This window comes from Fibrobacter sp. UWB10 (assembly GCF_900182935.1).
GTDB lineage: Bacteria > Fibrobacterota > Fibrobacteria > Fibrobacterales > Fibrobacteraceae > Fibrobacter > Fibrobacter succinogenes_O.
In genome coordinates this window covers 1059587-1086136 of the sequence record NZ_FXUE01000001.1, presented here as the reverse complement: position 1 = coordinate 1086136, position 26550 = coordinate 1059587, and the positions used below count along the sequence as shown (strand labels likewise).

The window sequence follows — 26550 nt, the reverse complement described above, 5'->3', positions numbered from 1 at the left end:
TTCCCTTTCCGAACACGGAAGTCAAGCCCCTCATCGCCGATGGTACCTGGCCTACGGGCCCGGGAGAGTAGGTCGCCGCTGGATTCACGCCCCTTTCACTGTAAACAGTGGAAGGGGCTTTTTGTTTTTATACCGAATTTCCCGCCCGCGTCATGCTGAACTCGTTTCAGGGTCTGCTTCTCGTGCCTGCACCGTTGTTTTTTCATGGATTGTACGGGGTCTTAGGGGCTTGGCCCCACCCTGGTGGCCATGCGCACTAAGCGACAAGTCGCTAAGTGCTGTCCGCCCTAGGCGAGAGGGTAATGGAAGACCCGGTGAGAGACTGGCCGATAAGCAAACATTAGAGGCCGCAGGCCGAATCCCTGTTTGCGTGCGGAGCGGGCCGAGTTGTGGCTGGAAGTAGGGAGAGCCTTCTCCCTTATAAATCATTCGGCATCGCTGCTGAATACTTTTTACTTACAAATTAATACAGAGTGGAATATTCCAGGTTGGAACTTTGACAAAATGTCCATTGCAATTTTGTATCGCATGGGTTTTTGTCTAGTGCATATTGTACTTTAATAAATGGTTGGCAAAGCAATAGGGTGCGCCCTTTGCAAAGCGAGGTGTGTTATGGAAAACAATGAAATCAAAATCAGGAAACTGAGCCCTATTGTTGAAACTATTTGGGGCGTCCTAATTTTAGTATCGACACTTGTGTTGCTGTTTGTAGGCAGCTAGCTTAATTCGATTTCCAGAGAGAGGGAATCGGGCTCTGTGCATCGTAGATGTCTTCTGCGTCGCGCATGGGTTCAGATTTGCTCTTGAGCGGAAGCATACGGTGTGCGTCTTGATTTGCCGTCGGATGATTCACGACGGCTTTCTTGTACCAGCGCAGGGCCAGATTGTAGATGTGTGCGCGTTCCAGGATGTTTCCGATAGCGACATAGAGGCCTGCGAAGGCTGCATTGTCGCAGTCACTGAACTTGGCAAAGCGTTCGAATTCTTGTTCCCAGTAATCGATTTCTTCGTAGCAGGGCGGCACGGCCGACTCTGCTACATTTATTTCTTCGACCATTGCGGTAGAAAGCTTCGGGTCGGACTTCACGATGTTCTGAATGGCTTCTGCAAGCCCTTTGCGCCCCGTAGCGGTTGCAATCTTGATCCAGGGGGCGTAATAGCGTGCCATGCCATAGAGGGCGTTCATGCGCTCCAGAGATTCGTTTGCGCAGGTGCAGCCGGCTGCCTTTGCCTTCTTGTACCATTCAGCGGCGCGGGCATAGTCGCCTGCGTTTTCACAGGACTGTCCGAACTGATTTGCGAGCGTTCCATTTGCGGTTTCCTGCAATGCGGCACTTTCGGCAGCAGTCGTGTCGCCGATTTCAAATTCGTTTGCCTTCTGGTACATTTCGTAGCAGGCATCGTAGCTATTAGCTTGTCTAAAATACTGTGCGAGCGCGAGTGCGAGCTGCTTGGTCACGGGCGGCGTCTGCATTACGTATCCAGCCCATTCTTCGACTTCGCCTGCGGGCGGTACGGCGGTAGAGTCGTTGCCTGCATTCACGGCGTCGGCGTGTCCCTTGGCCTGATTGATCTTTTCAAGAGCCTTGAGGCCGGCCGCAGTCGAGGTATCGGGGGCGGGTGCGTTTTCGATAATGTTCAGCAGTGCGCGTGCAATGGAAAAATGTCCCTGGTTCTTGGCCATGACAAGGCGGCTGTAATAGCTGGGGATGTTCGATGTATCCAATTGCATTTTGCCCTCTTATAAAATCTTTTACATTACGCGTTTTACAGGAGTATAATAGAAATTTTTGTTTATTCGCAAATGAGAGAAAATCGAAAAATGTCATTTTTTGTACTATACATAAATCTATATTGTGACGATATAAGAGATGTAGCTGTTTAAGAGGTATTTAAAGTGAAGTTTATCCATACGGCAGACCTGCATATCGGCAAGAGTGTTTGCGAACATTCGATGCTCGACGAACAGAGGTTTATCCTCGCGAGTATTTTGGATGTGGTCAAGCGCGAAAAGCCGGATGCTTTCCTGGTGGCGGGCGATGTATATGACAAGTCGGTGCCCTCGGCCGAGGCGGTCGCCGTGTTGGACGATTTTCTGGTGCGACTTTCCGAGACGGGCACGAAGGTGTTCGTGCTGAGCGGGAATCACGATTCTGCCGAGCGAATTGCCTTTGGTGGGCGTCTTATGGCCGATCGCGGTGTGTACATGTCGCCGGTTTATAGCGGTGCATTTACGCCTGTAACGCTCAAAGATGAGTCGGGCGAGGTGGATGTATGGATGCTTCCTTTTGTGCGCCCTGCGACGGTGCGTGCCTGCCTTGAAAGCGATGAGGACCGTGCTCAGGTAACGGATTATACCTCTGCCATGCGTATGGCGATTGCGCAGATGAAATTGACTGCTGGCCGCCGCAATGTGCTTTTGGCACACCAGTTTGTGACGGGTGCCGAACGAAGTGATTCCGAAGAAAACGTGGGCGGCCTCGACAATGTAGATGCCTCGGTTTTCGAGGGCTTTGATTACGTGGCGCTTGGGCATATCCATAAGCCGCAGAATGTAGCGAAAGACGAAGCCGGAATGGCTCGTGTGCGTTACAGCGGAACGCCTCTCAAGTATTCCTTGTCAGAGGCTAGCCACAAGAAGTCTTTAACGGTTATCGAGCTAGGCGTGAAGGCGGAAATCGGGCTTGCCAATATCCATGTGCGCGAGATTCCCTTGACGCCGGAACATGATGTGCGTGAAATCCGCGGGACTTTCGCGGAGCTTGTTTCGCCGGAATTCCAGCGAAAGCAACTGGCCGATGGATTTAAGCTCGACGATTACGTTTACGTAAAGCTCACCGACGAAAACGACGTGCCTGATGCCGCCTTAAAGCTGCGCGGCATATATCCGAACTTGATGATGCTCGATTACGACAACGAGCGTACTCGCAATCAAAAGATTGTGGTTGGTGAAGGCAAGGCGGAACAGAAAACACCGATGGAATTGTTCGGGGAATTCTTTAGCGACATGACCAAGCGTGAACTGAACGAAGAAGAAAGAGAATTCGTGCGTGACATGATTGAAAGCATTTGGGAGGAAAAATGAGACCGATTAAACTTGTGATTTCGGCCTTTGGCCCTTATGCAGACAGAACTGTCATTGATTTAGACAAGCTCGGCGTGAGCGGGCTTTACCTGATTTCGGGCGATACCGGTGCCGGAAAGACGACGATTTTCGATGCAATTACGTATGCCCTGTTCGGGCGTGCGAGTGGCGACAGCCGCGATGACGCGAAGCTGTTCCGTTGCTTGAATGCAAAGCCTGAAACGAAGACGGAAGTCGATTTGACATTCATGTATGCGGGGAAGGTTTACCGCATTTGCCGTAATCCTGAATACATGCGCCCGAAAGCCCGTGGAGAAGGCTTTACGAAAGAAGCTGCCTCTGTCACGTTCTATTATCCTGAATCTAGCGGCAAGCAAGGGCCAACGAGCCGTTCGGTAAGCAAGGAAAAGGATGTTGCCGCCGCGGTGCAAGAAATCATCGGAATTGACCGCGACCAGTTTACCAAAATCGCAATGATTGCTCAGGGCGATTTCATGAAGGTGTTGCTTTCGTCGACCGATGAACGCAAGAAGATTTTCCGCAAGATTTTCAAGACGGACAAGTTCAACGCCTTGCAAGATGCTCTCAAGAAGCGTGCCTCTGAAATGGATAAGCTTTGCAGTGATAGCGAATCTACTGCATGCACGATGGTTGCACAAATCCAGTGTGGCGAAGAATCTACCAAGTTAGAAGATTTGGAGCAGCAAAAAAATTTGGCGGCTCAAAGGCAGATTGCAGATTGGCAGGGCGTTTGCGATTTGGTGCAGGCTGTTATTACTGAAGACGGCGAATCGCTCAAAAAGTTGCAGCTCAATCTTGATGAAAGTGGAAAGCGCCTTGCCGACATGGACAAGGAACTGGGTCGCGCGCAAGGTTTCGAAAAGACTCGCGCTGCACTCAAGAAGGCTAGCGAAGAGCTTGAAAAAATTCTGCCGACGCTTGCTCCGCTGAAAGAAGCGAAGCTTGCCGCCGAAGGTAAACAGCCGAAACGCGATAGCCTGCAAGAAAGTATTACAACGCTCAGGAATTCGCTTTCTGAATACGACAAACTGGAATCGTACCGTACACAGGCGAAGCTGAAAGATGGTGAGATTAAGGGCCTTGAAACAAAGCTGAAAGAGAATCGTGATACCATAGATAACTTTAAGGCGACAATTACAAGCCTTGAAGATGAATTGTCGACCTTGGGCGATGCTGGAGGCAAGAAGCAGGAACTGATTGCGCAAAATGATAATCTTTCGAAAAGGCAAAATGACTTGCAGAAGGTGGGTCGGAATGTCAAGGAATTATCTACGCTGAGCGAAGACTTTGAAAAGGCGAAAAAAGCGTATCTTGCGGCCGATAGCGATTATCAGAAAATCAGTGACGATTACGAAGCGAAGAATCGCGCCTTCTTGAATGAACAGGCGGGAATCATTGCTGAAACTTTGGTGGAAAACGAACCTTGCCCGGTATGTGGCTCTACAAGCCATCCGCATAAGGCTTGCAAGTCGGTAGAGGCTCCGAGTCAGGCTGAATTGGAACGGCTCAAGAAGGCGGTTTCGACGGCAGAAACGGAGCGTAACGAGAAGAGTGCGGCAGCTTCGCAGGCAAAGGGTAAGTTCGAAGAAAAGCAATTGGCGGTGCAGTCGCTGGTGCAGGAACTTTTTGGCGAGTGTACTCTAGAAGAGGCTCGCGAACGTGGCAATACGGAATATGCCGAAAATCGCGACAAGATGGCTGCGCTTACTTTGGCGATTTCCAAGGAAGAAGATCGCGAAAAGCGAAAGGTTTTCTTGGAAAAGAATATTCCAGAAAAGCGTACAGAACTAGAGAAGTTGCAAACTTCATCGACTGAACTTGAAAAACAGATTTCGGGCTTGAAGGCCGAAGTGCAATCTTGCACGGCATCGGCAGAAGAGCTTTCGAAAAAGCTTGCCTTTGAAAGCAAGGCGGTCGCCGAAAAGCAAATTCGTGAAACGCAGGCCGCGCTCGATAACTCCAAGCGTGAATTGGAAAAGGCGACAAAGGAATTTAACGAATGCGAAAAGCGTGTGAATGAATTGAATGCAGGCAAGGCAACGCTTGCATCTCAGTTGGAAGGCGCTCCGGAATATGACCTTGCTGCATTGCAGGCGAGCCGTAATCAAGCCGCCGAGGCGCACAATGCGCTTGCGCATTCGCAGAACGAAGTTTCTGCCCGTCTTGCCCAAAACACGCGCAATCTTGAACAAATCGGCAAGACGGTGGGTGCGCTCGGCGAGCAGCTCCGCAAACGCGCTTGGATCAAGAATCTGTCCGATACTGCAAACGGTGGGCTTTCGGGCCAGGGCAAAGTGATGCTTGAAACCTACGTGCAAGCGTCTTACTTTGACCGCATCGTGAGTCGCGCAAACATTCGCTTCCGCATTCTTTCGAACGGCCAGTACGAACTGGTTCGCCGTATCGAGGCGGCCAATAATAGAAGCCAGAGTGGCCTCGACTTGAATGTGCTCGACCATTCCAGCGGCAAACAGCGTGAAGTCAAAACGCTCAGCGGTGGCGAAAGCTTTTTGGCATCGCTATCGCTTGCGCTCGGCCTTGCCGACGAAGTGCAGAGTTCTGCCGGCGGAATTCAACTTGATACCATGTTCGTGGACGAAGGCTTTGGCTCGCTTGATGATGAAAGCTTGAAGCTCGCTATCAATACGCTACAAAGCCTTGCCGGCGAAAACCGCCTGGTAGGCATTATCAGTCACGTGAACGAGCTCGAACACAAGATTGATAAAATTGTCCGCGTCAAGAAAGACGAAAACAAAATCAGTCGCGTATCAATCGAGATATAAAAAAAGGCTCCTTAAAGGAGCCTTCATTTTTGCAGAAATTTTTACGGGATATCGTTTGGAAGAACTCCGAATTCTCGGGCTTTACTGATATCGATGACTCTAGATTCTCCGGAATCAAAATGGCCGTCTTCGACTTCATCGGCATATTTCAATTGAGCGCTGAGGTTTGCTTGATCTGCTGTTGCGTCCGGGTTGCCGAGCATGGTGGTTTCCATGAAGTCAAGAATCTTGCTGTCCTTTTCGACGCGCCAGCCTACAAAGGCGTGTCCGGGGATTTCAATGATAAGGGCTTGCATACCGAGGGCTTCGAGAATTGATGCGAACAACATGGTTGTTTCGATGCAGAGACCATCACGGCTGCGCAATACTTCGATGGGGTAGTTTATTTTTTGGGCAGTCGTTCCGGCTCCGTTGTTTTGCACATAGTGGATTCCGCGCTTGTGCAAAACATTGAAGATGGCCTTTGCGACACGTCTAGAACTGTAGGGGACAGATTCGTCATCGGCGTATTTCTGGTAAATCTTTACCGTACTGTCGGGTAATTCGCCCTTAAGTTCGTTCAAGATAGTGCTGATTGAATCCATGCCCGGTGTTACCCATACGGCTTCCCAGAAATGAGGATTTGCAATGCCGACGAGTTCGCCTCCATTAATTTGCATCGGGTATATTTTCGTTGCTTTCGAAGAGGAGTAGAAAAGAATTTCCTGATCGTTTTCGAGGGCATATACGCGAATTTGGAACTGCACAGATTGCGGTGCTGTAAGAGCGAGTAATGCCTTGTTGTTGAATTTGAAGGAGGGGGCGAGTACAACGCTTGTGTCAGGGTTTACAATGCCTGTAACCGAAGCGGTATCGCTAAAGCCTTCAACCCATGATTTGAGCAAAACCTTTTTCCATCGGCAGGGCACATTAGCATTGCCTCTTTCGCATGTATTGCGGACCATGACCGAAAGCGGCATCGGATATTCGGTACCATCGCTTGCGGCAAAGTTCTTATACATTAAGGGATATTGGTTTGCAAATGCGCCATAGATGTTTTCTTTAGAGGTCCATACAAAGGCGTCTAACGTGCGAATTGCATTTTTTGAATAGATATCGGTATAGACGCTATCGTACAGCTTTTTGTAAAGGGAATCGTAGTTGGCTTGATTAAGGCTATCGATAAGTGCCTGACGTGTTGAATCCATCCAAGATGTGCCATAGGCATTGTCGAAAAGAATCTTGTAGACCGTATCGACATAGGGTTCGGCATACAGGCTGTCCCAAAGCGTGCCTGTGATTTCTTCGCGCAGGACTTTAGCCAGCGAATCAACGTTGACTTCTTTGGCATCCTTGCCATCTTTTCCGTCGATGCCGTTTTCGCCTTTAGCACCGGCAATGCCGTCTTTGCCGTCTTCGCCAGAACATGCAGTAAGCATAAGGCATGAAAGAATGGTGATGAGGCTCGCATTAAAAATGCGTTTGTATAACTTAGTTGAAATACGCATAAGTTCTCCTTTCCCTTAATAATAAAATAATTTATTTACTTTGTCATACACGAGTTACTTATAGCAAGTAGTCCATGCGGATATTTCGCATGCTTTCGAAGAGGTTTGCCTTCAGGGTGGAATTTCCCTTGGTCAAATTCTTGATTTCTTCGCGAATGGATTTGCGGTGCGACGCTTTAGAAAATTCGCAAGTGCAAGTGAACTTGCGAATGTCGGCATCTTCAGCGTATTCGATAATTTCGGATTCTTCGCAATAGCACAGCGGGCGGATAATGCTGCAGGGGTATTTTTCGTAAGGAACCATCGGCGGCATGCCGCTGAATTCGCCCTTGTACAGCATATTCATCAAAAGGGTCTCTACGATGTCATCCATATGGTGGCCGAGCGCAATTTTGTTGTAGCCGTTTTCGCGGGCAAACTTGATGAGTTCGGTACGGCGCTGAGTACTGCACCAATAGCAGTTGAGCTTGCGGCCTTCTTTGAGACGGCCTTCTACAGCGACATCTTTAAAGAAAAACGGAATCTGCGGATACTGCTCGGCCATGCGCTGCAGGAATTCGCGCGGAGCCTTGTCGGCAAAGTCACTTTGGATATGGATTGCCCCGATTTCGCAATTCGGCAGGAACTTGCCCATGCGGGATGCAAGCTCCATCAGGAGAACGCTGGAATCCTTGCCGCCGCTCACCGCAATCAGCACCTTGTCACCGTCTTCAATCAGGTTGAAGTCGTGCAATGCTTTGGTGATTTTTTTGCTGATGCGTTTACGGATGGCGTTGGACATATAGTAGTAGGCGGTAGGAAGTAGACAGTAGGAAGTGGAAGATGATAGGGGCTTTGAAAAAAGGGCTCGCGAGTGCGAAGCCCTTTTTAATTTGTCTGTAATCCGTTCAATCCTTAGTCGGCGAGGCGGAGCGGCATCAGCAAGAAGCTGAAGCCCATGTCGTCACCAACCGGTTCGATGATGCAGGCGCCAATCGGGGTGTTCATCTTGAGCACCACTTCTTCGCTCTTGCACATGCCGAGGATTTCGTAGAAGTAACGGCCGTCAAAGCCAATGCTGAAGCTGCCTTCACCATTGTGGGTCACAGCCAAGGCTTCGCGGGTTTCGCCGCCGACATCCGGGTCGGTAGCAGAAAGTTCCATGTTGTTGCCGTCCATCTGGAAACGGATCTGGTGCGTACGCGGGTTGGCCATCGGCAAGATACAGTGAACCTTGTCCAACAGTTCGGTAGCGTTGGCCTGAACGGTGCGTTCGAAATTCTGCGGAATCACGGCGCGGTAGTTCGGGTACGGACCTTCGATAAGCTTGGAGATAATCTGCGTTGCGCCAATGCGGAACAGCACGTGAGTTTCGGTGGTGCAGATTTCGACAGAGTCTTCGTTCTTGGCGAGGCGGAGCACGAGCTGCAGAACCTTCGGGAGAACGATCACGCCGGATTCAAGGTTTGCGCCTTCCTGTTCGATGCTTGCACGGCCCATGCGGTGACCGTCGGTAGCGACCATGGAGATCTTGCCGTCCTTGGCTTCCATGAACACGCCGTTCAGGTTCTGGCGGGTGTTGTCGGTAGAAACGGCAAATGCGGTCTTTTCAACCAGGAATGCAAGTTCGCTTGCAGCAAGAGTAAGGGTGCTGCCTTCGACTTCGGGGAACGGCGGGAAGTCGCTGGCGTCGAAACTCGTAATGGAGGCCTGGCCCTTTTCGCTCCACTTGATGCGGGTCAAGTGATCCTGCACGTCGATGCTTACGTTTTCGCAGCTAGGCACGAGGGCCTTAACGAGGTCGGAGAACTTGCGGGCGTTGATCAAGGCTTCGCCATCGCGTTCGCCTTCGACTTCTAGCTTAATCCTCACACCGAGGTTCAAGTCGGTAGCGCAAATTTCGAGAGTGTTTCCTTCGAGACGCAGCGAATAGTCGTTAAGGATTTGCAGGGTGGACTTATTGGGGATGGCGCTGATAGCAATCTGGAGCGCTTCCTGCAATACGGATTTCTTGATATTGAACTTCATTTATGCGCCTCTTTGGATAAGCATGGTTCCAACAAAGAAGATAACGGCAATAGCGCCGAGGACTACAATGATCTTCGGGTCCAGCGCATTGGCCTTTTTCGGTGTAAATTGCTTTGCATTTTGCTTTGCGCGTCTACGATCGCTACGGCTCATAGGAAATCTCCATTTTTTATACGCGTAAAAAACTAATTTTTTTACGGACAAAAGGAATTAAGCATGGCTGAAAAAACGCTAAATAAGATTAAAAATACGGCATTGAATTATGCGTCCACTGCCCTTTTGAGGGTGGAACTGGCAGCCGAGGAATCTAAGCTCAAAAAACGCTTCCAGGCGCTCGGACAAAAGCTCCATGGAGCCGTTCGTGACGACCTTCTGGCCGCAATCAAGGACGATCCGTCGGTCGTCGAAATCCTGGGCGCGATTGAAGAAGAAAAGCGCGTCATAGAATCCTTACGCAAGCGAATCGATAACCCTGGGTCTGAAAGTGAAGAAGCTTGAGGTGCATGTATTCCCGACCAAGACAACGTCGGGTAGAAGTTACGAGTTTTCGTTGATTGGTGCCATTGTTGCCGTGTTGGGTGTGGTGGCTGCTATTTTAGGGTTTATCCTGTTTTCGCCAGGGCAGATTCTAGACAACATAACGAGTGGCAATATCACTAACGTCTATAAGCAAAATGCGGCCATCAGAAAGGAACTTAAAGAAATCCGCGCCTCGGTTGACGAATCTATTTTGAAAGCCGAAGAAACCCGTGTGCTTCGCGATAGCGCCTTGATGGTGGGCGGCCTTGGTTTTGTGCTTGAAACCGTTTCTGCAATGGACGATTCGATTTTGGAAAAGCGCAAGAGCGTGAACGAAGTGGAAGCCTCGTTCAAGAAGTTGCTCGCGGCTTTGGAAAGCGATTCTGCGACAGCCGAAAAGATTCCGGTGCTGCACCCGATGCGCAACAACCATGCCGTTAAAAAGCGTTTTGAAATGGTGTACGACCCGTTTACCGATAGCGAACTTCCGCACAGGGGTATCGACTATGTGGCAGTCGAAGGCGATACCGTTTATGCAACTGGCGCGGGCATCGTGTCCGAAGTCCGAAAGCATCGCGGTTTTGGGCTTTCTGTCAAGATTGACCACGGGCATAAAGTGCGTACTTTCTACGCCCACTTGGGCCAGGCCTTGGTAAAGCAAGGGCAGCAGATTCAACGCGGAAAGCCCATTGCGCTCATTGGCGAAAGCGGCACGCAGTCGAGTATCGGCCTGCATTACGAGATCCGCATTGACGGCGTTTCCATCAATCCGGAAAGCTTTTATCTGACAAGATAGTTAGCGCACGAAATGGGCGAGCCCGTTTGCGTGGTAGAATTCCACATCCGAAAGCACTTGGTCGACCCAGCTCTTGGTGAGCGGCGACTTGCTCCAGTTTTCGGGCTTTGAATTGATTTCGGGATTGGGGTAGAATGTGGCGACCGCGTTTTCATGGCTTACGCCCACCTGAAGCATTTTGCCAAGGCGTTCCGCTCCAATAAAGATTTGTTCCAGACCTTCGCCTTCCTTGAGAGCAAGGATTCCCCTGGAATCTTTGCGGCCGCGGTAGTCAAAATTAAAGTTTGACACATGTCGTATGAGCGACATCAAAAGGGCCGGGTCCAACTGGTTTCTTTGGGCGGCCTCCATAACGGGGAGTGCCGTGAGCTGTTCGATATCCCAAGGTTCATCGTTGTATGTCACGATAAGTGTGTGTGTCGAACCTTCGCTTTCGATTTTGGTCTTGTAACGCTTGCCCAACTTTTTCTGCAAAAGCCTGTTCAAGCGAATGCCCCTGTTCTTGAATTGCTTGTAGCCTTTCAGCGCCAAGTGCAAGGTATCGTCGAGTCGCGTCACAATAGGGAGTGTGGGCTTTTCCACAATCTCATTGTAGGCACCGAGAATCAGTGGCAATACGTAAGCCAGTTCCGGTTCTGGGTGTTGCAAGTTGCAATCGATATCGACCTTGAGCGCCTGCAAGGAATCCAGCTTCATGACCGCCGTAGCGGCGTAGTCTTCGAAAAGCATTCTTTCGTTAGTACTGGGTTTGCTTGATTCTGGAACCATGAGATACGTGACAACAATAGCTGTAACAAGTGCTACGCTCGCGACAATGGTACGCCAGACCCTGGGAGCCTTGAAAATCAATTTAAGCCAGCTACGTACCCTGGGACTTTTCCCAAGGTAAATAGCCAAGAAGGCGAAAATGATTGTCCACAGGATAACGAATATCACGGATTACATTATAGCAAAGCGTGCAAATTCTATCTTTTAGCTATGCTGAATCCGCTAAAGAATGTCGTGGTCATTGGTGACCGAATCCTGATTAAGCCCCTAGAAGCATCGAACAAGACCGGAAGCGGCCTTTATTTGCCTCCGAGTGTTCGCGAACATGATTCCGTGCATACGGGTTTGGTTGTCAAAGTGGGGCCTGGTTACCCGCTCCCTGTGACGCAGGATAGCGATGCCGTATTCCGCGGTGAATCTCCGGACGAAGTCAAGTACTTGCCGCTGCAAGTCAAAGAAGGCGACGAGGCCCTTTACCTGCATGCAAACGGTCATGAAATCGAAGTAGACGGCGAGCGCTATATAATTATCTCGCAGAACGCCGTGCTCATGGTCATGCGCGAAGACGTCCCCGACGACGTTGCCGGAATCGAGAACTTGTAATCCAGATGTCATGCTGACGAAGGTCAGCATCAGCTTTTTTATATAGGATATTTATCGCGGGCGGCTTCGAGCTCGGCGGATACCTTTTCCCATTCCTCGTAGAGCTGGTCGATTTTCTTCTTGTTGTCGTCCATGTCCTTTGCGATGGCGGTAATGGCATTGCCGTCGCCGCTTTCAGAGGCGGTCACGAGTTTGGCTTCGAGTTCACCGCCCAAGGCTTCGGCCTTTGCGATGTCTTCTTCGAGCTTTGCGAGTTTCTTTTCGAGCGGCTTGATAATCTTGCTACGTTCGGCGATGTAATCGGCGCGAGCCTTGCGGTCTTCTTTGGCGCGGGGAGCACTGGTGGGTGCATCCGTTTTCACGTCGATGTTGGAAACCTTGATGTTCGCTGATTCGGAACCGCCCGGTTTCTTTTCGCTAGCCCAGCCCACCTTTTCGAGGAAGTCGGCGTAGGTGCCTTCGAACACGCGGCACTTGCCACCGTCGAATACCACGAGCCTTGTAGCGAATGCGTGCAGCAATTCTTCGTCATGGGTCACCACCATCGCCGTGCCTTCGTAATCTTCGAGGGCGTCAATCAGGCTTTCGATGGATTCCATGTCCAAGTGGTTTGTCGGTTCGTCAAGCAGCAACATGTTGCAGGGGCTTGCAAGAATCTTTCCGAGGAGCACGCGGCTACGTTCGCCACCGCTGAGCACCTTCACCTTCTTTAATGCTGCATCGCCGCTGAACATCATGAGGCCGGCAAGTCCGCGGGCGCGGCTCTTCTGTGCCACTTCTTCGATGGCCGAGGCGATTTCTTCTTCAACAGTGTTGTCGAGGTTCAGGCGGTTGATATTCGTCTGGCCGAAGTAGTTAATCTGCAAATTCGGATTGTGGCTGATTTCGCCGGCGGTCGGTTGCAGTTCTTTGGCAATCAAGTTCAAAAGCGTTGTTTTACCGCGACCATTCGGGCCAATGATTGCGATGCGGTCGCCCTTGAAAACTTCCATGGTGAGGTCGGTAATCAGTTCCGGGCCTTCGCCATAGGCAAAGTGCAGTTCCTTGATTTGGAGCATGCGCTTGCCGGGGAACCCTGCTTCGGTAAAGCTAAAGTCGAGGTTCCTTTCGTGGGTGAGGCGTTCGCCAGTGGCAAGCTTTGCCGCCGCCTTAATCTTGGATTGCACCATGGCGGCCTTTGCGGCTTTGTAGCGGAAACGTTCGATGACCTGTTCCAGCTGGGCCTTCTTTTTCGCCTCGTTTTCCTGTGTGCGCTGGGCGACTTCTTCTTCTTCGGCAATCGTTTCGCGGAGTTTTTCTACGGTGCCCTTGACCTTACGCATCTTGTGGCGGTGAATGCCCACCGTGTGAGTGCAGACCTCGTCCATAAAATGGTGGTCGTGGGTAATTAAAAGGACTTCGCCTTTCCAGCTGCGCAAAAAGCGGCTGAGCCAGCGCATCGACACAATGTCCAGATAGTTGGTCGGTTCGTCGAGCAACAGCATGTCGGGTTCAGAGGCCAAGACCTTCGCCAAGTTCAGGCGAATCTGGAAACCGCCCGAAAGGAGTGCGGGGCTCTTGTGCATGGATTCTTCATCGAAACCCAGACCGAACAGAATCGCTTCGACTTTATGCTCCTCAATCCAGCCGTCTTCATTGGGCTTGAGTACGCTGCAGGCTTCTTCGTGAACCGTGGCGTGCGTAAAGTTCAGGTGCTGTTGCAGGTAACCCAGCGTGTATTTCTTGGGAATGTCGATGCTTCCGCCATCGATGCATTCCTGGCCGAGAATCATCTTGAAAAGGGTAGATTTGCCGCAACCGTTGCGGCCCACAAGGCCCACGCGTTCGTGGTCGCCTACAAGCATAGAGGCGCCGTCAAGCAGCACCTGCTCACCAAAAGACTTCGAAATGTTCTGAATTTGAATCACGAGGGTAAATTTAGAAAACGTTTTTTCAAAAAAAATTATACTTTAAGATTATAGGGGTGTCGCACCCCGAAGGAGTTTGATGATGACTAAGAAATTCTATTCAATTGCAGCGTCTTGCGCGTTTGCCATGGCATTCGGCCTTTCCGCCTGTTCCGGCGATTCGTCTTCGGGCGCGGATGCCAATATCGACACCGGCAACGAAATCAACATCCCCGTTTCGGACAAAGGAACATCGGATAATGCCTTTATCAACGAGGGCTGGCGCGAAGACTGCCTCGCGAAAATCAACGCATACCGCGCGACAGAAGACTTGGAACCGCTCACGCTCGCCTCCGAGGAAAAGCAGACTTGTGCCGATAAACAATCTGCCGACGATCTTAAGTCGGGCAAGGCTCATGGTCACTTTGGCGACTGTGGCGAATGGGCGCAGAACAGCGGGCCGAATTTCAATGGAAGTTTCCAGAAGAATGCCTCGGCCGTAGCGGACTACTATTTAGAAATGATGTGGAACGAAAAGAAACTCGTTGAAAGCGGCGAGGCGGACTTGAATAGCGACGCCGATTATGGCAAGATTGGCCACTACAAGAATATGCGTAACAAGAGTTACACCAAGGTCGCTTGCGGAATCGCCTTATCTTCCGATGGCAAGAAAGGTTGGTTCAACGTAGACTTTTTCTAGTCGTTCTTTTTGGACGTCTTTGACTTTAATCTCTTGACGTATTCCAATCCCTTGCTCCTGTCGGCGGCGAGGGATAATTTTTGTTCCTGGAGATAGTCGATATAGATTCCGAGACCTTCTTTCAGATCCAAACCCGCGGCTTCGATAATGTTGAAGAATACCTTGATGGTGGGAATCTTTTCGCCTTTTCCGAGATGCCTTACGTATTCTCTGGAAATATCGCTAAAAAAGGCAATGTTCTTCTGGGTAGTCTTCGTCCTCAAAAACGCGATAAACGCTTTTAGAGCATTTTTGTGGACGTCTTCATCGAACATATTATAATTGTAAAAACAGAACCACGAAAATCACGCCAACTAAAGTTTGCGACTTCGTATAAAAAAATGGCTATGTATGAAAAATTTATGATTGACTGTCGGTACAAAAAATTATATTGCCTCATTATATGAAGTGCTGCTTTATTGTTCTAGTTTCTATTTCTATTCTCTTCGCGCAGTTTTTTACATCGTCAAGCCATATTGCGGAACGTTGTGGCAGGGGAGAATCCCTGTTTCGGGAGGACACCCTCCTTGGGAAACCGTTCATTATGCATCGTTATGATGCCGGTGAAAATGCGCAATATCATGCAACACTTGTTCATTATTTGGGGCAATCGGCTTTCTATGCAAAAGATTCTGTATCATTACGTGTTCCTAAAGCGACAGTTCTTTACATACACGGGTTTAACGATTATTTCTTTCAAAAGGAACTTGCCCAAAAGGTTGATTCCGCAGGCTATTCCTTTTATGCAATAGACTTGCACAAGTACGGTAGGTCTCTACGCGAAGGCGAAATGATTGGCGAACTTCGCGATATTTCGGAGTATTACGCCGAAATTGATTCCGCTATCGCCAAAATTCGCGGCCTAGAGGGGGATTCCATACCGTTCATTTTAATGGGGCATAGCACCGGCGGGCTTATCGCATGCCTGTATGCATCTGACCGGAATAACGGTGCAGATATTGCTGCTATCGTCTTGAATAGTCCGTTTCTCGAAATGAATTATGTGTGGCCTATGCGTCATATCGTCGCCCCGATGCTTTCTGCATTGGGAAGCGTATTCCCGAATATCGGGATTCCGCGGAGCGAAAATTTGAACTACGACAAAAGCTTGCACAAGTCCGAGGGCGGAGAATGGGATTACGACCATAGTCTTAAAATCCCAGGTAGCCTGCCGATTGATTTGGGCTGGCTCCATGCGATTCACCAGGGGCATGTCCGTGTCCAACAGGGGTTACATCTCGCGCCTCCCGTGTTGGTGATGCGTAGCGGTTGCAGTTTCCGCGACGACGACTGGAACGAAGAATACACCCATTGCGACGGTGTGCTGAATGTTGAACACATCCGTGAATATGGGGCCAATTTGGGTCCGAGTGTGCAACTTGAAGAAATTGAAGGTGGCCTTCACGACCTTATTCTTTCACATAAACCTGCTCGTGACAACGCTTATCAAAAGATATTCAAGTTCTTGAACGATAACATAAAGTAAGGGTGCCGGGGTTACTTGACCCATCTTCCCTTCACATCGACTTTATGACGTAATTTGCGTAGCTTCGGCTGCGCTTTTTTGTTGCGGTCCGGAGCGATTCCTGTTGTGCCGCTCAAATCGTTCACTTCGATTTCATTGCTCAAAAGCCAGGAATCGTTGTCGTTTTCGACTTTTACAAGAGCCTTGTACTTGCCCTTTTCGGTCAGCGTAAGGGTTGTCTTGTCGGCGCCTTCAATCAACTTGCCGTCTTTGTACCAGCGGATTCCGTAATTCGTGCCGCTCACTTGCAAGGTGGCCTGCTCTTGCTTGAGTGTGGGTTTTGCAAGCGTCATGTACTTGTTCACGATTTTCGCAAGTTCTTGAGCGCCTGTCGCATTCGGGTGGACGCTATCGTCCAAGAACCATGCGGGGGTCTGGAACAGCGTATGTAGATCGATGATGTTGACGCCCTTCTTGACGGCGGTTTCCTTGATAATCGGGTTGATTTGGCTTACGATAGCCGTATCCATGATGGCCCAGCCCACGTTGTTGCTGTAGGGCTGCAGCGTCGCGTAAATTTCGGGATTGGTGGGCAGGTGCGCAAACGTGTCGATTAGCGCCTCGTAATCGGCGTACAACTGGGACTTTTCGCATTGCCCGTAAAGGTAATTGTAATTGGCGCCCTCGCTTTCCATAAAGTACTTGCTGTCGTTGGTGCCGAGTTCAATGATTACGATGTTTGGCGAAGAGGCAAGAGCCGCCTTGAACTTATCGGTTTTCCAGTAGCTTGAATTATTGTCGCCGCCCTTGATTTTCTCACCTGCAAATGTCATCGAAGACACGCCAAAGTTTGTGACGGCGTAATCGTTCCCGAGCATTTCTTGCAGGTGATCGGGGTATTTCTTGTCGGCCCAGATTCCGTAGCCTTCGGTAATGCTGTTGCCTACGCAGGCGACATTTGTGGTGGCTAGGGCGCTAGAAACGGCCATAGCCAAAGAGGCTGCTATCGATAATTTTCCAAACATCCGAAAACACTCCTTTATGTCTATAATATAAAAAAGCCCCGACGAATCGGGGCAAAATATTTCATGTTCTAGAATGCTACAGAATTAAAATTTCTGTATAAGGGCCTGCGGGCAATCCACTTCCTTGTAGGTGTGCAGCGGGTTACCTGCGGCTTCCATCCAGGTGGCAAGGAAGAGGCAGCCTTCCTTGGCCTCGGCGTCGTTGGCGAAGGACTTGTTGCACTTTTCGGTAAGGCATTGTTTGCGCTTGGTCAGAAGGTCGCCGTCATAGCCGACTTCGTCTTCGCACTTGGAGAGGAGACCACCGTATTGAGCGCCTTGATCGCCCCAACCCATGTTGGCGCAACCGTTGAATGCTCCCACGCCGCCGCCCGGAATCATCACGTCAAACTGGCCGCCCTGCACATCGTAGCCGATGTTCGAGGCCATCACCACGAGGGTCTTGCCCTTGAGTGCCTGGTGGTTAGCCTTTGTTTCGTACTTGCCTTGACCGGTAAAGGTGAGGGCGAAGCACTTGCCGCAAGTATTGTCGTTACCCGGCGTTGCTGCGAAAGCGTAGGCGAGTTTTTCGCTCACGATAATGGGGGTCTGGCTCGTGCAAGTGGTGCCCTGGCCGTTAGAGCAGATGCTGCCGTTGTTGTTACCGATAGGAGTCTTACCCTTGGCGTCGCAGGTCTTGGCCTTGCCGCCGTGTTCGGGCCATGCGCAGTGGGGCATACAGCAGTCCCAGTAACGGGTTGCAAAGCCCTGTTGTCCACCTGCACCTGCATTGAGGTACTTGGCTTCTTCTGCAGAGGCGTTGGGATTTGTGGCCTGCGAACTCGAAGACTTTATCTGCTGCTGGCTGCTAGAGGACTTGGCAGAGCTCGAAGATTTCGGTTGCTGTTGTTGCTGGCTACTCGAAGATTTTACGCTGGAGCTAGATTTCGGCTGAGAAGTGCTGCTTGCCGGAGCTGCGCTGCCGCCGCCGAGGTTTTTGCAATTTTGATTGGTCGGATCGTAATAGCAGTTAATCTTGCAAGATTCGTCATAGGCGTATTGTTCGTCGTGAGAACCCTTGAGAGTGGTGTGCGGATCGACGCACTTGCCCGAAGCGCTGTCAAGGCATTTTCCGTCGCACTGATTGCTAGATGTAGCAGAAGAGGACTTCGGCTGCTGCTGATTCGAAGAAGAACTTTGGACTTGCGGGTTTGTGGCAGAAGAAGTTACAGCGGTCTTTTCGGAAGAGCTGCTTGCCACAGGAATAGTGGGGTTGCTGCCAGAAGAAAGCGTCGGCGTGGGATCCGTTGCGCTAGACAGCGTGGGAGTTGTAGAGGTGCCGGCAGACGAAGCGGGAGTCGTCGGCGTTGTCGTTGCGTTCACCGTAGCGCGAGTTACGAGGGGGAGTGCGCTGGCATCGACGTTTTCTACGATCACAGAGCCGTCGATAGCGACGATAGAACCAGTAAGAGTTCCGTCGATAAAGGTGATGGTGCCCACTACGTTGCCGTTAACGTCGGTGACAATGCCTGCAGAATAAATGAGAAAATCACTGCCGGCATTCAAAAGCCAACAAGGTTCATCTGCCGGAAGCGTGTTGGGATTGTCTTCTGTGGGCTGGTTAGCTTGGGGGTCCAGGTTATTGATTGCATCCGCGGTTTCTTCGGAGCAGTTGACAAGTGCTAGAACAGTGCTCAAAACTAGCACGGATTTTAGGAATCGGTTTTTCATATGCATCCTCAAACAAATACGATTAGACTTTCGTTCCGAAAGTCCTTCCAATTCCATCCGCGCTTAAAGATAGTTTAATTGGCGAAAAAATGCACGTAAATTTTTGGAAGACAAATACTTGCGAGATGCTTGTCACATTCTTTTTTTTGAAACAAAAAATCCCGGGCGCTGCCGGGATTTGATATTTTGAAAATTTGAATCAGATTAGTATCTCTGTTTCAGCACGTCGGGGCATTCCACTTCCACGTAATTGTGTTCGGGGTTGCCTGCAGCATGCATGAATTCAGCGAGGAACATGCACCCCTGCTTGGCTTCGGTATCGCTACCAAAAGAGCTGTTGCACTTGTCTTTCAGGCAGGATAGCATCTTGCCGGCGTCGTAGTTGGTAGATTTTTCACAGTCGGAAAGAAGGCCGCCATAGCGTTCGCCTTGGTTTCCCCATCCCATGGCATTGGAACATCCGTCGAAGGCGCCTACGCCACCGCCCGGAATCATCACGTCAAACTGGCCCTGGTTCACATCGCCACCAATGTTAGTCACCATTACAATTAGCTTCTTGCCTTTGATGGCTCTGGTATTAGCGTTTGTAGAATTATAATGACCTTCGCCAGTGAAGGTAAGCTGGAAGCACTTGCCGCACTGACCTCCGTTCGCGGCTGGTACGGCTGCAAATGCGAAGCCAATATCGGTGCAGCCGTCGATAGTGAAGGGAATCTGGCTGGTGCAAGTCATCATCTGGCCGCCGCTGCAAATGCTTTGAGCGCCCCAATCGGTGCTAGAATCCTTGCCCTTGTTCGTACATTGCTTTGCCGGGTTTCCATGGGCGTTTTCTGACCAAGAGCAACTGGGCTTACAGCAGTCCCAGTAACGGGTTGCCCAACCGCTTCCGGTGGGACCGCCATTTACCACCTTGATATTTGGGCATCCGCCGGTCGGCTGGCTGGAGGAGCTGCTTTTTGCGCTGGAAGAGGACTTGGCAGAGCTACTCGATTTGGCGGAGCTGGAGGACTTTGCCTTGCTACTAGAAGATTTATCGTTGTTGATTGTTTGCGAAGAAGAGCTTTCGCCTTGTACTTCGCTGGAGGTGGGAACAGGAATATTGCTGTTGGAAGAGATTTCCGGCAAGGTTTCTGCCGAAGATTCCGGAGCGGGCGGGAGCACAGTTTCCGAAGAAGTCGGAATGCCTGCATTCAGCTGTTCAAGAGTGGTGATGGGGTAGAGGGAAACGTCTACGTTTTCAATAAGAACTGTGCCGTCTGCGGCATAGATTGTTCCTAAAAGTGTCCCTTCGATGAAAATGACGGATCCGATAATGTTGCCGTTCGCATCGGCTACGGAACCAGTCGGATAAATCAAGATATTCTGGCCGATGTTCATGAGCCATGCACCTTCATTCGGGTCGACTTGGGCGGTGCCATTTCCGTTGTTGATTGTACTTTCTCCTGAATCGGAGCAGTTGACCATGGCCAATACGGTGCTTAAAACTAGCACGGATTTAAGGAATCGGTTTTTCATAAATCTCCTCATAACAATAAAACGAGACTTCCTTTTGAAAGTCCTCCAATTCCATCCACGCTATAAGATAATCTAAACGGGTGTGAAAAGCACGTAAATTTTTGGAAGGCAAACGCTTGCGGGATATTCGTCACATTTTTTCTGAAACGAAAAATCCCGGCTGAAAGCCGGGATTAAGATTCTTGAAATTTTGAATCAGATTAATACTTCTGCTTCAGCACGTCGGGGCATTCCACTTCGGTATACTTGTGAGCTGGGTTATTTGCTGCATGCAACCATTCAGCGAGGAACAGGCAGCCCTTCTTGGCTTCGCTGTCGTTGCTGAATACGCTGTTGCACTTGTCCTTCAGGCAGGTAACGACCTTGCTCGGGAGGTCCTTGATTTCGCTTTCGCAGTCAGCGAGAAGACCGCCGTATTGGGCGCCCTGGTTACCCCAGCCCATGCTGGAGCAGCCGTTGAAGATACCCACGCCGCCGCCCGGGATCATAATGTCGAACTGCCCTTGTTGCACATCGGTACCGACGTTTGTCGTCATGACAATAAGCTTCTTGCCTTTGAGCGCTTTGTGGTTTGCGGTGGTTTTCGTTTTTGTTTGTGATGCTCCGGTACCATCAAAAGTGAGCTGGTAGCATTTGCCGCAAGAGCCACCGTCAGAGGCGGGCACGGCTGCAAAGGCGAATGCCATATCAGAGCAGCCATCGATTGTAAACGGAATCTGGCTAATGCATGTCATTGCAGAACCACCGCCGTCGCAAACGCTGCCGTTGCCCCAGTTGGTATCGTTGGTTCTACCCTTGTTCGTGCACTGTTTGGAAAGGTTTCCGCCAGCGTGTTGCTGCCAAGAGCAGTGAGGCTTACAGCAGTCCCAGTAACGGGTTGCGAAGCCAGAACCGCTTCTGCCGCCGCTCTTGGTCTTGATCGTCGGGCAGCTGCCGTTTCCGCCTTGCGAAGAACTGCTGCTCTTGGGGGCAGAAGAACTAGAAGATTTTACTTCGGAGCTGGAAGACTTTGCATTAGAGCTAGAGGACTTTGCCGAAGACGAACTCTGCGGCTTCATCGAAGAACTCGAATAGACGGGATTCGGGTTGGAGCTAGAAGACAGCACAGGTCCCGGGCCCGGATTGGGGCTTTCGGAAGAGGAGCTGTAGACGGGAACCGGGTTCGGGTTAGGATTGATATTGGGCTGGTAGACTTTCAATGTGGCGACGTCTACGTTTTCAACGATAGCGTTGCCGTCCATGCCGACAATATTTCCGACAGTGGTCGGAGATCCAGTTTCGTCCGGGTAGTAAATCATGACGCCAAGGGCAATGCCGTTTGCATCAGTGACGCTGCCGTCAGGATAAATGACATAAATCTGGTCTGCAGAAAGGACCCATGCCAAAGAAGAAATGACGGGCGGTGTCAAAAGATCGAGCTGTGAGAAATCGATGCCGTCGGCAATAATGGAATTGTCCGAAGCGTAGATAACGCCGTTTTGAATGTCGGCGAGACCTACAATATCACCGTCAACGTTGGTGACAACGCCGTTGGGGTCAATAATGTAACTTGTGGAACCATCCTTATACAGGTAGGAAATTTGGGTTACAATGGGGGTAGTGTTATTACTGTTGGCGTCAATGACGCCGTCGTCGCCACAATTACAAATAAAGGCGACTGCAGCTGCAGACAGCAAAAATGTGAATAAAGTCTTCTTCATAGGATCCTCGTGCGCCCGAAACACTCAGGGGGACAAGATAGCTAATTATTTGAGCTTTCAATGTAAAATTATATAGTTCAAAGAATTAGTGTTCCTTGCGTGTTCCTAAAAGTGTGGATTATTTTACAAGGCCCCTCGAAATGTAAAATTTCATAAAGTAAAAATCTTTTTACAAAAAAGTTGTTGATAAGTTGAATTTGCCGTACGGGGTTTGCCGGGAGTGTTTTTAAACTGTTGATAAGTTGGAATTAGTGCCGGATTAAAATATTGAACCCCTTAAATTTTGCAAAATTCGCCATTTTTTGTAAAACAAGCGGATGGCGGTGTGTCAATATCCAGATGGCGGAATTTGTCACCGAAATGGCTGAAATCCGCGTTTTTGGGCTAAAAAGCAAAAAAAAATCCTTGAAAAATTCCTTGAAATTGCTAAATTTGTTCGGCAAAATTCGCAAAGTACCGCTTCCTATGCTTTGCGAAATAACAGGAATATGCGTTTAACCCGCGCCGTTCCTAGGATTCGAAGCGATAAACCTTCTGCTGAAGAAGAGGAAAAAATGGCAAAAGAACATTTTGACAGAAGCAAGCCGCACTGCAACATCGGCACCATCGGCCACGTTGACCACGGCAAAACCACTCTGACCGCCGCAATCTGCACGACTCTCGCTGCACGCGGTCTCGCCGCTGCCAAGCGTTTCGACGAAATCGACAACGCTCCCGAAGAAAAGGCCCGCGGTATCACGATCAACACCTCCCACGTGGAATACACCACTGCAAACCGTCACTACGCTCACGTCGACTGCCCGGGGCACGCCGACTACGTCAAGAACATGGTGACCGGTGCTGCCCAGATGGACGGCGCCATCCTCGTTGTTGCAGCTACCGACGGCCCGATGCCGCAGACCCGTGAACACATCCTCCTCGCTCACCAGGTGGGCGTGCCGAAGATCGTCGTGTTCATGAACAAGGTCGACATGGTGGACGACGAAGAACTCCTCGACCTCGTGGAAATGGAAGTTCGTGACCTTCTGTCCAAGTACGAATTTGACGGCGACAACACCCCGATCATCCGCGGTTCCGCCCTCAAGGCCCTCGAAGGCGACCCTGCCTACCAGGACAAGATCATGGAACTCATGGACGCCTGCGACACCTACATCCCGCTTCCGGCCCGTGAAACCGAAAAGCCGTTCCTGATGCCGATCGAAGACGTGTTCACCATCACTGGTCGTGGCACTGTCGCTACCGGTCGTATCGAACGCGGCGTTGTTCACCTGAACGACAAGGTCGAACGCGTTGGTCTCGGCGAAACCGCCGAATACGTGGTTACCGGCGTTGAAATGTTCCGCAAGCTCCTCGACGACGCCCAGGCTGGCGACAACGTCGGTTTGCTCCTCCGCGGCGCAGAAAAGAAGGACATCAGCCGCGGCCAGGTGCTCGCTGCTCCGAAGTCCGTGACTCCGCACGCCGAATTCAAGGCAGAAATCTACGTCCTGACGAAGGACGAAGGTGGCCGCCACACTCCGTTCATGAACGGCTACCGTCCTCAGTTCTACTTCCGCACCACCGACGTGACTGGCACGATCCAGCTGCCGGAAGGTGTTGAAATGGTGACTCCGGGTGACACCGTGACCATTCACGTGAACCTGATCGCCCCGGTGGCAATGGAAAAGCAGCTCCGCTTCGCAATCCGCGAAGGTGGCCGTACCGTTGGCGCTGGCTCCGTAACCGAAATCATCAAGTAAGGAATTATCATGGCTGGTGAACGCATTCGTATTCGCTTGAAGAGCTTCGATCATCGTATGATCGACCGCTCCGCTCAAGACATCGTGAATACAGCTAAGAACACTGGGGCACGCATTGCCGGCCCCATCCCTCTTCCGACGAAGATCCAGAAGTATACGGTGATTCGCTCTCCGCATATCGACAAGACTTCCCGTGAACAGTTCGAATCCCGTACGCACAAGCGTCTTATCGACATCCTTGATGCTACGCCGCAGACTGTTGATTCCCTCATGAAACTTGACTTGCCGGCAGGCGTTGAAGTCGAAATTAAGGTTTAATAACAATGAACGGTATTCTCGCAAAGAAATTGGGAATGACCCAAGTGTTCACGGAACAGGGCGAACGCGTTCCTGTAACGGTTCTCGAAGCCGGTCCGTGCGTGGTCGTTTGCCATAAGACAGAAGAGAAGGACGGTTACACTGCTGTCCAAATCGGCTTTGGTCTCAAGAAAGAACAGCGTGCCAACAAGGCAGAAATCGGCCACTTCAAGAAGGCTGACGTTGCTGTTCGTGAACACCTCGCTGAATTCGATGTCGCTGATCTCGAAGCCTGGCCGGTTGGCAAGGAATTCGGTGCAGCTGACTTCGCCGATGTGAAGATGGTGAATGTCTCTGGCCTCTCCAAGGGTCACGGCTTCTCCGGTACCATCAAGCGCCATAACTTCCACAGCGGTCCTCGTTCTCACGGTACGCACAACATGCGCGAACCGGGTGGTACGTCCGCTCACTCTTATCCGGGTCGCGTTTTCCCGGGCAAGCGTATGGCCGGTCAGTTCGGTAACAAGAAAGTGACCGTGAAGCACCTCCAGGTCGTCAAGGTTGACGGCGACCGCAACCTGATCTTTGTCCGCGGCGCAGTTCCCGGTGCAAAGAACAGCATCATCGTGGTGAGGAAAGACTAATGGCTACAGCAAAGCTTTTCGCCGCTACTGGCGATTTTAAGAATGATATTCAGCTCCCGGCCATGTTCGATCAGGAAGTCAACAAGGTCTGCATGTACTTGCATATCAAGGCTATCTTGAACAACAACCGTCAGGGCACTGCCCAGGCTAAGAACAAGTCCTCCGTTAGCGGTGGTGGTCAGAAGCCTTGGAAGCAGAAGGGCACGGGTCGTGCACGTTCCGGTCAGAACACCTCCGCTGTGTGGGTTCGCGGTGCTAAGGCTCACGGTCCGAAGTCCCATGACTACTTTGAAAAGGTGAACAAGAAGGTCAAGAAGATCGCCTTCCGCTCTGCTCTCGCTGCTAAGGCTGCCGAAGGCAAGGTGCAGGTGTTCGAAGCTCTCGCTTTCAACGCCCCGAAGACCAAGGATCTCCTCGCCGTCCTCAACAAGGCCGGTCTCGAACAGCGCAACGCTCTCTTCCTGGTGAGCGAAGCTGACAAGAACCTTTACCTGTCTTCTAACAACATTCCTTGGTGCCGTTGCGCACGCGTTGCTGATGTCAACACTTACGACATCGTTCGCGCCAACAACGTCGTCATCTCCCAGGCAGCTCTCGCCGAACTGGAAGGAGGCCGCTAATGAGTGAACTTCACGAAATTCTCGTTGCACCGCACATTACCGAAGCTACCGCCCGTTTGATGGCTGCTGTCCGTAATGACGTGCACAAGTATGTATTCAAGGTTGCCAAGACCGCAACGAAGGCCGAGATTAAGGACGCTATCGAAAAGCGTTTTGGTGTCAAGGTCGATTCCGTCAATACCCTTATCAACCGCGGCAAGATGAAGCGCGTTCGTATGGGCATGGTCGCCGGCAAGAAGTCCAACTGGAAGAAGGCCTACATCACGCTTAAGGCCGGGCAAAAGATTGCCGAGTTCGAAGGAGTATAATCATGGGTCTGAAGTCTTATCGCCCGCTTACCCCGACGCTGCGCTACAAGCAGATTGGTGACCGCAAGGAAATCACTGCGGACAAGCCGTACAAGCCGCTCACCGAAGGCATCAAGCGTAGCTCCGGCCGTAACAACGCCGGTGAAATCACCTCCCGCCGTCGCGGTGGTGGTCACAAGAAACTGTATCGTATCATCGACTTCAAGCGCAAGTTTGCAGGCATCCCCTGCACCGTTGAAACGATCGAATACGATCCGAACCGTTCTGCTCGTATCGCTCTGGTCAAGTACCAGAACGGCAAGCGCTGCTACATCGTCGCTCCGGCCGAAATCAAGGTTGGTGACGTGCTGAATTCTGGCGAAGGTGCCGAATTCCGCGTTGGTAACGCTCTTCCGCTCCGCGATATTCCGCTGAACACCATTATCCACAACATCGAAATGAAACCGGGCAAGGGCGCTCAGATCGCTCGTTCCGCAGGTGCAGGTGCAGAACTCGTCGCTAAAGACGGCAAGCTCTGCCAGGTCAAGCTCCCGAGTGGCGAAGTTCGCTACATTCCGGAAGATTGCCTCGCCGTCGTGGGTCAGGTTTCCAATATCGATCACATGAATGAATCCTCGGGTTCTGCAGGCCGCTCTCGCTGGCTCGGCATTCGCCCGTCCGTCCGTGGTGTCGTTATGAACCCGGTCGATCACCCCCTTGGTGGTGGTGAAGGTCGTACCTCTGGTGGTCGTCATCCGTGCTCTCCTTGGGGTAAGAACTCTAAGGGTGCCAAAACTCGTAACAATAAGCGTACCGATAGGTTTATCGTACGTCGTCGTCAGAAGAGGGCCTAA

25 protein-coding genes and 1 rRNA gene are annotated in these 26550 nt (G+C 50.9%); 14 read left to right on the top strand and 12 right to left on the bottom strand.

Annotation, left to right across the window (positions count from 1 at the left end; genetic code table 11):
* Nucleotides 1-84 (top strand): 5S ribosomal RNA (gene rrf / locus QOL41_RS14235); the annotation flags it as partial.
* A gap of 637 nt (nucleotides 85-721) precedes the next feature.
* Here rrf and QOL41_RS04620 read toward each other — a convergent pair.
* Nucleotides 722-1732: a tetratricopeptide repeat protein gene (locus QOL41_RS04620; protein ID WP_283428814.1), complete on the bottom strand. Its 1011-nt coding sequence runs from the start codon at nucleotides 1730-1732 to the stop codon at nucleotides 722-724.
* 165 nt (nucleotides 1733-1897) lie between these two features.
* Between QOL41_RS04620 and QOL41_RS04615 the strand changes: the two genes are divergently transcribed.
* Entirely contained in the window at nucleotides 1898-3085 is a 1188-nt protein-coding gene (locus QOL41_RS04615) for an exonuclease SbcCD subunit D (protein WP_283428813.1), read from the top strand.
* Complete coding sequence (locus QOL41_RS04610; protein ID WP_283428812.1) at nucleotides 3082-5889, top strand: SbcC/MukB-like Walker B domain-containing protein; 2808 nt, start codon at nucleotides 3082-3084, stop codon at nucleotides 5887-5889. The genes QOL41_RS04615 and QOL41_RS04610 overlap by 4 nt, the downstream gene beginning before the upstream one ends.
* A 41-nt stretch (nucleotides 5890-5930) precedes the next feature.
* Here QOL41_RS04610 and QOL41_RS04605 read toward each other — a convergent pair whose 3' ends face one another.
* From QOL41_RS04605 to QOL41_RS04590, 4 genes are all read right to left on the bottom strand, one after another.
* Nucleotides 5931-7376 carry a hypothetical protein gene (locus QOL41_RS04605; protein ID WP_283428811.1) on the bottom strand — a complete coding sequence of 482 codons (1446 nt, stop codon included), beginning with the start codon at nucleotides 7374-7376 and terminating at the stop codon, nucleotides 5931-5933.
* Between the two features lie 58 nt (nucleotides 7377-7434).
* Nucleotides 7435-8157 carry a tRNA 2-thiocytidine biosynthesis TtcA family protein gene (locus QOL41_RS04600; RefSeq protein WP_283428810.1) on the bottom strand — a complete coding sequence of 241 codons (723 nt, stop codon included), beginning with the start codon at nucleotides 8155-8157 and terminating at the stop codon, nucleotides 7435-7437.
* 113 nt (nucleotides 8158-8270) lie between these two features.
* Nucleotides 8271-9383, bottom strand: a complete 1113-nt coding sequence (gene dnaN, locus QOL41_RS04595; RefSeq protein ID WP_173654599.1) for a DNA polymerase III subunit beta — start codon at nucleotides 9381-9383, stop codon at nucleotides 8271-8273.
* On the bottom strand, nucleotides 9384-9536 hold the full coding sequence (locus tag QOL41_RS04590; RefSeq protein ID WP_173567060.1) for a hypothetical protein: 153 nt from the start codon (nucleotides 9534-9536) through the stop codon (nucleotides 9384-9386).
* 63 nt (nucleotides 9537-9599) lie between these two features.
* Here QOL41_RS04590 and QOL41_RS04585 point away from each other — a divergent pair, with 63 nt between their 5' ends.
* Nucleotides 9600-9881 carry a hypothetical protein gene (locus tag QOL41_RS04585; RefSeq protein ID WP_173654598.1) on the top strand — a complete coding sequence of 94 codons (282 nt, stop codon included), beginning with the start codon at nucleotides 9600-9602 and terminating at the stop codon, nucleotides 9879-9881.
* Nucleotides 9868-10698, top strand: coding sequence for a M23 family metallopeptidase (locus QOL41_RS04580; protein ID WP_283428809.1), 831 nt, complete (start codon nucleotides 9868-9870; stop codon nucleotides 10696-10698). The genes QOL41_RS04585 and QOL41_RS04580 overlap by 14 nt, the downstream gene beginning before the upstream one ends.
* Here the strand turns inward: QOL41_RS04580 and QOL41_RS04575 are convergent, their stop codons facing one another.
* Entirely contained in the window at nucleotides 10699-11634 is a 936-nt protein-coding gene (locus QOL41_RS04575) for a lysozyme family protein (protein WP_283428808.1), read from the bottom strand. It abuts the gene before it with no gap.
* Nucleotides 11635-11676: 42 nt separating this feature from the next.
* Between QOL41_RS04575 and QOL41_RS04570 the strand changes: the two genes are divergently transcribed.
* The gene (locus QOL41_RS04570; protein ID WP_173654595.1) at nucleotides 11677-12069 is read left to right on the top strand and encodes a co-chaperone GroES; all 393 of its coding nucleotides are present in this window, start codon (nucleotides 11677-11679) and stop codon (nucleotides 12067-12069) included.
* Between the two features lie 38 nt (nucleotides 12070-12107).
* Here the strand turns inward: QOL41_RS04570 and QOL41_RS04565 are convergent, their stop codons facing one another.
* Nucleotides 12108-13976, bottom strand: a complete 1869-nt coding sequence (locus QOL41_RS04565; RefSeq protein ID WP_283428807.1) for an ABC-F family ATP-binding cassette domain-containing protein — start codon at nucleotides 13974-13976, stop codon at nucleotides 12108-12110.
* 82 nt (nucleotides 13977-14058) lie between these two features.
* Here QOL41_RS04565 and QOL41_RS04560 point away from each other — a divergent pair, with 82 nt between their 5' ends.
* Nucleotides 14059-14655, top strand: coding sequence for a CAP domain-containing protein (locus QOL41_RS04560; RefSeq protein WP_283428806.1), 597 nt, complete (start codon nucleotides 14059-14061; stop codon nucleotides 14653-14655).
* On the opposite strand, the gene QOL41_RS04555 is transcribed toward QOL41_RS04560, so the two are convergent.
* Nucleotides 14652-14969, bottom strand: coding sequence for a hypothetical protein (locus QOL41_RS04555; RefSeq protein ID WP_283428805.1), 318 nt, complete (start codon nucleotides 14967-14969; stop codon nucleotides 14652-14654). The two genes, QOL41_RS04560 and QOL41_RS04555, sit on opposite strands and share 4 nt — an antisense overlap.
* A 269-nt stretch (nucleotides 14970-15238) precedes the next feature.
* Here QOL41_RS04555 and QOL41_RS04550 point away from each other — a divergent pair, with 269 nt between their 5' ends.
* Nucleotides 15239-16180: an alpha/beta hydrolase gene (locus tag QOL41_RS04550; protein ID WP_283428804.1), complete on the top strand. Its 942-nt coding sequence runs from the start codon at nucleotides 15239-15241 to the stop codon at nucleotides 16178-16180.
* Between the two features lie 11 nt (nucleotides 16181-16191).
* Here the strand turns inward: QOL41_RS04550 and QOL41_RS04545 are convergent, their stop codons facing one another.
* From QOL41_RS04545 to QOL41_RS04530, 4 genes are all read right to left on the bottom strand, one after another.
* Entirely contained in the window at nucleotides 16192-17184 is a 993-nt protein-coding gene (locus QOL41_RS04545) for a GDSL-type esterase/lipase family protein (RefSeq protein ID WP_283428803.1), read from the bottom strand.
* An 84-nt stretch (nucleotides 17185-17268) separates the two neighbouring features.
* Nucleotides 17269-18894: a glycosyl hydrolase family 5 gene (locus QOL41_RS04540; RefSeq protein ID WP_283428802.1), complete on the bottom strand. Its 1626-nt coding sequence runs from the start codon at nucleotides 18892-18894 to the stop codon at nucleotides 17269-17271.
* Nucleotides 18895-19098: 204 nt separating this feature from the next.
* A complete protein-coding gene (locus QOL41_RS04535; RefSeq protein WP_283428801.1) occupies nucleotides 19099-20409 on the bottom strand; it encodes a hypothetical protein in 1311 nt (436 codons plus the stop codon).
* A 200-nt stretch (nucleotides 20410-20609) separates the two neighbouring features.
* Nucleotides 20610-22109, bottom strand: coding sequence for a glycosyl hydrolase family 5 (locus QOL41_RS04530; RefSeq protein WP_283428800.1), 1500 nt, complete (start codon nucleotides 22107-22109; stop codon nucleotides 20610-20612).
* A 554-nt stretch (nucleotides 22110-22663) separates the two neighbouring features.
* Between QOL41_RS04530 and tuf the strand changes: the two genes are divergently transcribed.
* From tuf to rplB, 6 genes are read left to right on the top strand one after another with little or no spacing between them, the layout of a single operon-like run.
* Nucleotides 22664-23848 carry an elongation factor Tu gene (tuf, locus tag QOL41_RS04525; RefSeq protein ID WP_072981006.1) on the top strand — a complete coding sequence of 395 codons (1185 nt, stop codon included), beginning with the start codon at nucleotides 22664-22666 and terminating at the stop codon, nucleotides 23846-23848.
* A 9-nt stretch (nucleotides 23849-23857) separates the two neighbouring features.
* Complete coding sequence (rpsJ, locus tag QOL41_RS04520) at nucleotides 23858-24166, top strand: 30S ribosomal protein S10 (protein WP_088626645.1); 309 nt, start codon at nucleotides 23858-23860, stop codon at nucleotides 24164-24166.
* 5 nt (nucleotides 24167-24171) lie between these two features.
* The gene (gene rplC, locus QOL41_RS04515) at nucleotides 24172-24789 is read left to right on the top strand and encodes a 50S ribosomal protein L3 (protein WP_072980618.1); all 618 of its coding nucleotides are present in this window, start codon (nucleotides 24172-24174) and stop codon (nucleotides 24787-24789) included.
* Nucleotides 24789-25409 (top strand): 50S ribosomal protein L4, encoded by a 621-nt coding sequence (gene rplD / locus QOL41_RS04510; protein ID WP_283428799.1) that lies wholly within the window; start codon nucleotides 24789-24791, stop codon nucleotides 25407-25409. Before rplC ends, rplD begins: the two co-directional genes overlap by 1 nt.
* Entirely contained in the window at nucleotides 25409-25717 is a 309-nt protein-coding gene (gene rplW, locus QOL41_RS04505) for a 50S ribosomal protein L23 (protein ID WP_283428798.1), read from the top strand. Before rplD ends, rplW begins: the two co-directional genes overlap by 1 nt.
* Nucleotides 25718-25719: 2 nt before the next feature.
* Complete coding sequence (rplB, locus tag QOL41_RS04500; protein WP_283428797.1) at nucleotides 25720-26550, top strand: 50S ribosomal protein L2; 831 nt, start codon at nucleotides 25720-25722, stop codon at nucleotides 26548-26550.

Excerpts from the sequence above, each read along its gene's own strand:
- QOL41_RS04620 (WP_283428814.1), bottom strand. The coding sequence starts at position 1,732 with ATGCAATTGGATACATCGAACATCCCCAGCTATTACAGCCGCCTTGTC.
- QOL41_RS04610 (WP_283428812.1), top strand. The coding sequence starts at position 3,082 with ATGAGACCGATTAAACTTGTGATTTCGGCCTTTGGCCCTTATGCAGAC.
- QOL41_RS04605 (WP_283428811.1), bottom strand. The coding sequence starts at position 7,376 with ATGCGTATTTCAACTAAGTTATACAAACGCATTTTTAATGCGAGCCTC.
- QOL41_RS04600 (WP_283428810.1), bottom strand. The coding sequence starts at position 8,157 with ATGTCCAACGCCATCCGTAAACGCATCAGCAAAAAAATCACCAAAGCA.
- dnaN (WP_173654599.1), bottom strand. The coding sequence starts at position 9,383 with ATGAAGTTCAATATCAAGAAATCCGTATTGCAGGAAGCGCTCCAGATT.
- QOL41_RS04590 (WP_173567060.1), bottom strand. The coding sequence starts at position 9,536 with ATGAGCCGTAGCGATCGTAGACGCGCAAAGCAAAATGCAAAGCAATTT.
- QOL41_RS04585 (WP_173654598.1), top strand. The coding sequence starts at position 9,600 with ATGGCTGAAAAAACGCTAAATAAGATTAAAAATACGGCATTGAATTAT.
- QOL41_RS04570 (WP_173654595.1), top strand. The coding sequence starts at position 11,677 with ATGCTGAATCCGCTAAAGAATGTCGTGGTCATTGGTGACCGAATCCTG.
- QOL41_RS04560 (WP_283428806.1), top strand. The coding sequence starts at position 14,059 with ATGACTAAGAAATTCTATTCAATTGCAGCGTCTTGCGCGTTTGCCATG.
- QOL41_RS04555 (WP_283428805.1), bottom strand. The coding sequence starts at position 14,969 with ATGTTCGATGAAGACGTCCACAAAAATGCTCTAAAAGCGTTTATCGCG.
- QOL41_RS04550 (WP_283428804.1), top strand. The coding sequence starts at position 15,239 with ATGCATCGTTATGATGCCGGTGAAAATGCGCAATATCATGCAACACTT.
- QOL41_RS04545 (WP_283428803.1), bottom strand. The coding sequence starts at position 17,184 with ATGTTTGGAAAATTATCGATAGCAGCCTCTTTGGCTATGGCCGTTTCT.
- QOL41_RS04540 (WP_283428802.1), bottom strand. The coding sequence starts at position 18,894 with ATGAAAAACCGATTCCTAAAATCCGTGCTAGTTTTGAGCACTGTTCTA.
- QOL41_RS04535 (WP_283428801.1), bottom strand. The coding sequence starts at position 20,409 with ATGAAAAACCGATTCCTTAAATCCGTGCTAGTTTTAAGCACCGTATTG.
- QOL41_RS04530 (WP_283428800.1), bottom strand. The coding sequence starts at position 22,109 with ATGAAGAAGACTTTATTCACATTTTTGCTGTCTGCAGCTGCAGTCGCC.
- tuf (WP_072981006.1), top strand. The coding sequence starts at position 22,664 with ATGGCAAAAGAACATTTTGACAGAAGCAAGCCGCACTGCAACATCGGC.
- rpsJ (WP_088626645.1), top strand. The coding sequence starts at position 23,858 with ATGGCTGGTGAACGCATTCGTATTCGCTTGAAGAGCTTCGATCATCGT.
- rplC (WP_072980618.1), top strand. The coding sequence starts at position 24,172 with ATGAACGGTATTCTCGCAAAGAAATTGGGAATGACCCAAGTGTTCACG.
- rplD (WP_283428799.1), top strand. The coding sequence starts at position 24,789 with ATGGCTACAGCAAAGCTTTTCGCCGCTACTGGCGATTTTAAGAATGAT.
- rplW (WP_283428798.1), top strand. The coding sequence starts at position 25,409 with ATGAGTGAACTTCACGAAATTCTCGTTGCACCGCACATTACCGAAGCT.
- rplB (WP_283428797.1), top strand. The coding sequence starts at position 25,720 with ATGGGTCTGAAGTCTTATCGCCCGCTTACCCCGACGCTGCGCTACAAG.